Below are 6,264 nucleotides of genomic sequence, written 5' to 3'. Positions count from 1 at the left end.
GCGCGCATGGCGCGCTCCTACGGGGAGTTCTTGCCGTTGGGGAAAGATGGGTTCGCGGGCAAGCTCACTGAACACCGGGGTAGGGAGTTACACAGTGAGCTTGCCCGCGAAACACGACGAAAAGGGTGGTCAGGGTCCCACATCGGCGAGGCCGGCGCCATCGGCCTGGAGCACGCCGGGGAGGTTCTCGCGCAGGTAGGCTACCCAGGTCTTGATCTTCGCGTCCAGGTACTGCCGCGACGGGTACAGGGCGTAGACGTTGAGAATCTGCAGCTTGTAGTGCGGCAGCACGCGCACCAGCGAGCCGTCGCGCAGGCCGTCGATGGCCGAGTAGACGGGCAGGGCGCTGATGCCCATGCCGGAGCCGATGGCCTCGGTCATGGCGTCGCCGACATTCACCTGGAAGGGCGAGGGGCCGAGGGTGATCATTTCCTGGCCGTTGGGGCCGTCGAACAGCCATTTGTCCAGCGGCAGCACCGGGCTGATCAGGCGCAGGCAGTCGTGCTCCATCAGTTCGGTCGGGGTTTTCGGCGCACCGCGCCGGGCCAGGTAATCGGGCGAGGCGCAGAGGATGCTGTAGGTCTCGCCGATGCGCTGGGACACCAGGCCCGAGTCGGGCAGTTCCGAGGCGACCACGATGGCTACGTCGAATCCTTCGTCGAGCAGGTCCGGCACGCGGTTGGCCATGGTCAGCTCGAAGGTCACGTCCGGGTGCAGCTGGCGGTAGTTGGCGATGGCGCGGATCACGTAGTGCTGGCCGATGCCGGTCATCGAGTGCACGCGCAGGCGACCGGCGGGGCGGGCATGGGCGTCGCTGGCCTCGGCTTCGGCTTCCTCGACGTAGGCAAGAATCTGTTCGCAGCGCAGCAGGTAGCGCTGGCCGGCCTCGGTCAGGGCGATTCGCCGGGTGGTGCGGTTGAGCAGGCGGGTCCGCAGGTGGGACTCCAGATTGGCGACCGCGCGGGATACGTAGGCGGTGGTGGTGTTCAGCTGCTGCGCGGCGGCGGTGAAACTGCCGGTTTCCGCGACACAGGCGAACGCACGCATGGTCTGCAGTGTGTCCATTGGGGCCTCGTCAGTGGGGCGTCTGTCCCGGTTGGCGACGCCAATGAAGCGATACGTCGCCGCCGCCGGCATGTCCTTGATGGGTGGCAATGCGCGGAGCAGAGCGGGGGCGGCCTATTGTCACATGGATGGCGACACACATTGTTTCATTATCGGTAATAAACAATCACAAAACAGCCGGCTTATCCGTTCCCTTTCCCGTCCCTAGAATTCAATCGCCGCAACTGGCTTTGCCGGCTCTCCACGCTTAAAAGCCCCACGCTGAAAAGCTAGACCACTTCCAGGACCTCCACCGTGTCGCGTCACCTCGTGAAAGGACTGACGTTCGTCGGCTCCTTTGTCATTTTTTCAACAATCGCCGGATGTATCAGCACCAACGGCATCGCCCCGCAGGAACAACGCCTGGGCGACACCGAGCTGGCCACCGACGCCGCCATCGCGCACGCCAACCAGGAAGCTGGCTGGCCCGCCGAGCAGTGGTGGCGCGCCTATGGCGATCCGCAGTTGAATGCCTGGGTGCAGACCGCGCTGGAGGGCAGCCCGACCCTGGCCCAGGCCGAGGCGCGGGTGCGCATGGCCATGGCCATGGCCGGCATCGCCGAGTCCGCCGAGTCGCTGCAGATCGGCGTGGATGCCTCGCTGACCCGCCACCGCTGGCCGACCGACTATTTCTACGGCCCGGGCGACCTGGCCGACAGCACCACCTTCAACAACAACGCCGCCCTGGGCTTCAGCTACTCGCTGGACCTCTGGGGCCGCGAGCGCAGCAACACAGAGCGCTACATCAACATCGCCAAGATGACCGCCGCCGAGGCGCGCATGGCCCAGCTGGAGCTGGAGAGCAATATCGTCCGCGCCTACATCCAGCTGTCGCTGCAATACGCCAAGCTGGACATCGGCAAGGCCATGCTGGCGCAGCAGGAAGGCATCCTGGCCCTGGCCCAGCGCCGCCTCGACGGTGGCATCGGCACGCATTTCGAAGTCAGCCAGGCGGAAGTCCCGCTGCCGGAAACCGAGCGCAAGATCGAAGCGGTAGACGAGGAAATCCAGCTGACCCGCAACCAGATCGCTGCCCTCGCCGGTAAGGGCCCTGGTGCCGGCGCCTCGATCCAGCGCCCGAGCCTGAAGCTCGCCGAAGGTCCGGGCCTGCCCAGCAAGCTGCCGATGGAACTGCTCGGCCACCGCCCGGACGTAGTCGCCAGCCGCTGGAAGGTCGCCGCCCAGGCCAAGGGCGTGGACGTTGCCCGCGCCGAGTTCTATCCCAACGTCGACCTGGTCGCGAGCATCGGCTACAGCGCCGTCGGTGGCGGTGTGCTGGAGTTCCTCAACGCCGAGAAATTCACCTACGGCGTCGGTCCGGCCATTTCCCTGCCGATCTTCGACGGCGGTCGCCGCCGCTCGCAGCTGGGCCAGGAATCCGCCGGCTACGACGCCGCGGTGGCGCAGTACAACCAGACCCTGGTCAACGCCCTCAAGGGGATCTCCGACCAACTGATCCGCATGCACTCCATGGAGCTGCAGGAAGGCTTCGCCGCCAAGTCCGTGGCCTCGGCCCAGCGCACCTACGACATCGCCACCAAGGCTTACCGTGGCGGCCTGACCGACTACCTCAACGTGCTCAACGCGCAGACCCGCCTGTTCCAGCAGCAACTGGTGGAACAGCAGGTTCGTGCCGCGCGCCTGGCCACCCATGCCGGCCTCGTCGTTGCCCTGGGCGGCGGCCTGATGGACAAGCAGGAAGGCCCGAAAGAGACGAAGATGGTCCCGGAAACCGTCGACGTCCGCGCGGCTCAGGGAGCCGAGCGCTGATATGGCGGCGAACGACTTCAGCGCCCATCCGACACCGCTCGACGCCCTGCGTCGCGCGCTGCTGGAGTGGGGCCGCAGTGACGGCGTCACCTGGGTGTACATCGCCAAGGTGCTGCTCGCCGCGCTGCTGACCCTGTGGCTGGCGATGCGCCTGGAGCTGCCGCAGCCGAGCACGGCGACCATCACCGTGTTCATCGTCATGCAGCCGCAAAGCGGCCAGGTGTTCGCCAAGAGCTTCTACCGGATTCTCGGCAGCGTCGTCGGGCTGACCGTGATGGTCGCGCTGATCGCCATCTTCGCCCAGCAGCGCGAGCTGTTCCTGCTCGTCTCGGCGCTGTGGATCGGCCTGTGCACCGTCGGTGCCGCGCGCTACCGCGACTTCCGCTCCTACGCCTGCGTGCTCGCCGGCTACACCGCCACGCTGATCGGCCTGCCCGCCACCCTGCATCCGGAAGCCGCGTTCATGTCGGCCATCTGGCGCGTGCTGGAAATCAGCCTGGGAATCCTCTGTTCCATGGTGGTCAGCGCCACGCTGTTCCCGCAGACCTCCAGCACCGCCATGCGCAGCGCGCTGTACCAGCGTTTCGGCGCTTTCGCCGGCTTCGTGCTGGACAACCTTGGCGGCGGCGATCGCAGCAAGTTCGAGGCATCCAACGTCGCCTTCGCCTCCCAGGCCGTGGGCCTGGAGGCGCTGCGCAGCGTTACCCGGTTCGAAGACCCGCACATGCGCCTGCGTTCCGGCCGCCTGTCGCGCCTGAACAACGAGTTCATGGTCCTCACCACCCGCTATCACGCGCTGCACCAGTTGCTGGCGCGGCTGCGTGCGCAGGAAGCCGAGGCCGTGCTGCGCGCCCTGCAGCCGTGCCTGGACGAACTGGCCCAGGTACTCGCCCCGTGGCGCGGCCAGTCGGTCACCGACCGCGATGCCGAGCGCCTCGCCGCGCAGCTGGAAAGCCACCGCACGCGGATGATGCAGTGCATCCGTTCCGGCCGCGCGCAGCTACTCGCGGAGCAGGACGAAGCGTCCGCGCTGCTGGACTACAACACCGCCGGCGAGCTGCTCTACCGCCTGGCCGACGACCTCTACAACTACGCCCTGACCCACGCCTCCCTGGCTGCGCACAAGCACGAGCGGGAGAACTGGAAGCACGGCTTCTCGCCCAAGGCCAACCTGGTTGCCTCGCTGGTGGCCGGCGGCCGCACCGCGCTGATGGTGCTGGTGTTCGGCCTGTTCTGGATCGAGACCGCCTGGCCCAGCGGCAGCACCTTCGTGCTCAACGCCGCCGCCGTCGCCGCGCTGGTCTCGGCCGCGCCGGACCCGGCGAAGATGGCCATGCAGATGGCCGTGGGGACCTTCTTCGCGGCGATCCTCGGCTTCTCGGAAACCTTCTTCGTGTTCCCGCACCTGGACGGCTTCGCCCTGCTGGCCTTCGCCCTGGCGCCGGTGTTCGCGGTGGGCGCGTTCTTCTCGATCAAGCCCAAGTACGCCGGCTACGGCCTGGGCCTGCTGGTGTTCTTCAGCTTCGGCGCGATCCCGGCGAACCTCACCGTCTACGATCCGGGCCGCATGCTCAACGAGTACATCGCCCTGGTGCTGTCGCAGAGCCTGGCCGCGGTAGTCGCCGCAGTGATCATGCCGCCCACCAGCGCCTGGCTGTGGCGGCGCCTGGAGAAGGACCTGCGCCTGCGCGTGGTGGAAGCCATCAGCGGCAAGCTCGACGGCCTCGTCTCATCCTTCGAGAGCGGCACCCGCGACCTGCTCAACCAGGCCTACGGCGTGGCCGCGCGCAGCCCGCAGATGCAGCGCCGGCTGCTGCGCTGGACCTTCGTGGTGCTGGAGGTCGGCCATTCGATCATCGAGCTGCGCGTCGAGCAGGAGAACCTGCCGAGCGAGCCCTGCTACGCCGAATCGACGCCCTGGCGGCAGTCGATCCGCGCCATGGGCCGTGCGCTGATTCGCCTGTTCGTCAAACCCTGCGAGGCCAACCGCGAGCGCGCCCTGGCCGCCGTGGAACAGGCCATCGATTGGGTGAAGACCACCGACGAGCCGCGCGCCCCGGACTTCGAAAGCTCGCCGCTGCGCCGCGTGCTCAGCTACCTGCACTTCATCCGCAGCAGCCTGCTCGACCCGCAGTCGCCGCTGCGCGATGGCGAACCCTCTTCTGGAAGAACCATCCATGTTGCCTGACCTGCCCCGCGAGATCGCGTTCCACGGGGTCTACATGCCGACCCTGACCCTGATGTTCCTCGTTGCCGCAGTGATCTGCTGGGGCATCGACCGCATCCTCGCTTCCGTCGGCCTGTACCGCTACACCTGGCACCCGGCGCTGTTCCGCGTGTGCCTGTTCGCCTGCCTGTTCGGCGGGCTGTCCCTCACTATCTATAAGTAACGAGCGTGCACCCATGACTCTCAAATCCATCATCAGCCTGCTGGCGACCCTGATCATCCTGGCGGTCGCCGCGTTGATCGGCCGCGCCCTCTGGGTGAACTACATGGATACGCCCTGGACCCGCGACGGCCGGGTGCGCGCCGATATCATCAACGTCGCCGCCGACGTCTCCGGTGTGGTGGTCGACGTACCGGTGCGCGACAACCAGCAGGTGAAGAAAGGCGACCTGCTGATGCAGATCGACCCGGACCATTACCAGATCGCCGTGAAGCAGGCCGAAGCCCTGGTCGCCTCGCGCAAGGCCACCCTGCAGATGCGCCAGCTCAACGCCAAGCGCCGCCGCGCCATGGACGAGGAAGTGGTCTCCCGCGAGAGCCTGGACGACGCCAGCAACACCGCCGCGGCCTCCGAGGCCGATTACCAGCAGGCGCTGGCCGCGCTGGATGCCGCCAAGCTGAACCTGGAACGCACCCAGGTGCGCGCCTCGGTGGACGGCTACGTGACCAACCTCAACGTGCACCGTGGCGACTACGCCCGTGTCGGCGAAGCGAAGATGGCCGTGGTCGACGAGAACTCCTACTGGATCTACGGCTACTTCGAAGAGACCAAGCTGCCGCACATCCGCGTCGGCGACCCGGCCGAGCTGCAACTGATGAGCGGCGAGCGCCTGAAGGGCCATGTCGAAAGCATCGCCCGCGCCATCTACGACCGCGACAACCCGGAAAGCCGCGAGCTGGTGGCCGACGTCAACCCGACCTTCAACTGGGTGCGCCTGGCCCAGCGCGTGCCGGTGCGCATCCACATCGACGAAGTGCCGGACGGCGTGCTGCTGGCGGCGGGGATTACCGCCACCGTGATCGTCAATCCGCAGAGCCGCAACGCCGAGCATTCCGACGGCGCGGCTGCGACGGCGCAGTGAGTTGACCTATAAGAAAAACGGGAGCTTCGGCTCCCGTTTTCGTTCTCGTGTCGGGCCGCTCTTCTGTAGGAGCGGGCCATG

5 protein-coding genes are annotated in these 6,264 nt (G+C 67.0%); 4 read left to right on the top strand and 1 reads right to left on the bottom strand.

All coding sequences use genetic code 11. From position 1 onward, the window contains the following. Positions 1–129 precede the first annotated feature (129 nt). Complete coding sequence (locus UB43_RS11575) at positions 130–1,065, bottom strand: LysR family transcriptional regulator (protein ID WP_045210773.1); 936 nt, start codon at positions 1,063–1,065, stop codon at positions 130–132. Between the two features lie 294 nt (positions 1,066–1,359). Between UB43_RS11575 and UB43_RS11570 the strand changes: the two genes are divergently transcribed. From UB43_RS11570 to UB43_RS11555, 4 genes are read left to right on the top strand one after another with little or no spacing between them, the layout of a single operon-like run. Beyond that, the gene (locus tag UB43_RS11570; RefSeq protein WP_082085822.1) at positions 1,360–2,874 is read left to right on the top strand and encodes an efflux transporter outer membrane subunit; all 1,515 of its coding nucleotides are present in this window, start codon (positions 1,360–1,362) and stop codon (positions 2,872–2,874) included. A 1-nt stretch (position 2,875) separates the two neighbouring features. Further along, the gene (locus tag UB43_RS11565; protein WP_045210771.1) at positions 2,876–5,062 is read left to right on the top strand and encodes an FUSC family protein; all 2,187 of its coding nucleotides are present in this window, start codon (positions 2,876–2,878) and stop codon (positions 5,060–5,062) included. A 1-nt stretch (position 5,063) separates the two neighbouring features. Beyond that, entirely contained in the window at positions 5,064–5,264 is a 201-nt protein-coding gene (locus tag UB43_RS11560; RefSeq protein WP_045211321.1) for a DUF1656 domain-containing protein, read from the top strand. Positions 5,265–5,277: 13 nt separating this feature from the next. Continuing rightward, positions 5,278–6,183: an HlyD family secretion protein gene (locus UB43_RS11555; protein WP_045210769.1), complete on the top strand. Its 906-nt coding sequence runs from the start codon at positions 5,278–5,280 to the stop codon at positions 6,181–6,183. The last annotated feature ends 81 nt before the right edge of the window (positions 6,184–6,264 follow it).

Origin of the sequence: Pseudomonas sp. 21 (assembly GCF_000955805.1) — a bacterium.
Lineage (GTDB): Bacteria > Pseudomonadota > Gammaproteobacteria > Pseudomonadales > Pseudomonadaceae > Pseudomonas.
The sequence above is the reverse complement of the archived record's forward strand: the minus strand, read 5'-3'. Positions and strand labels throughout refer to the sequence as shown.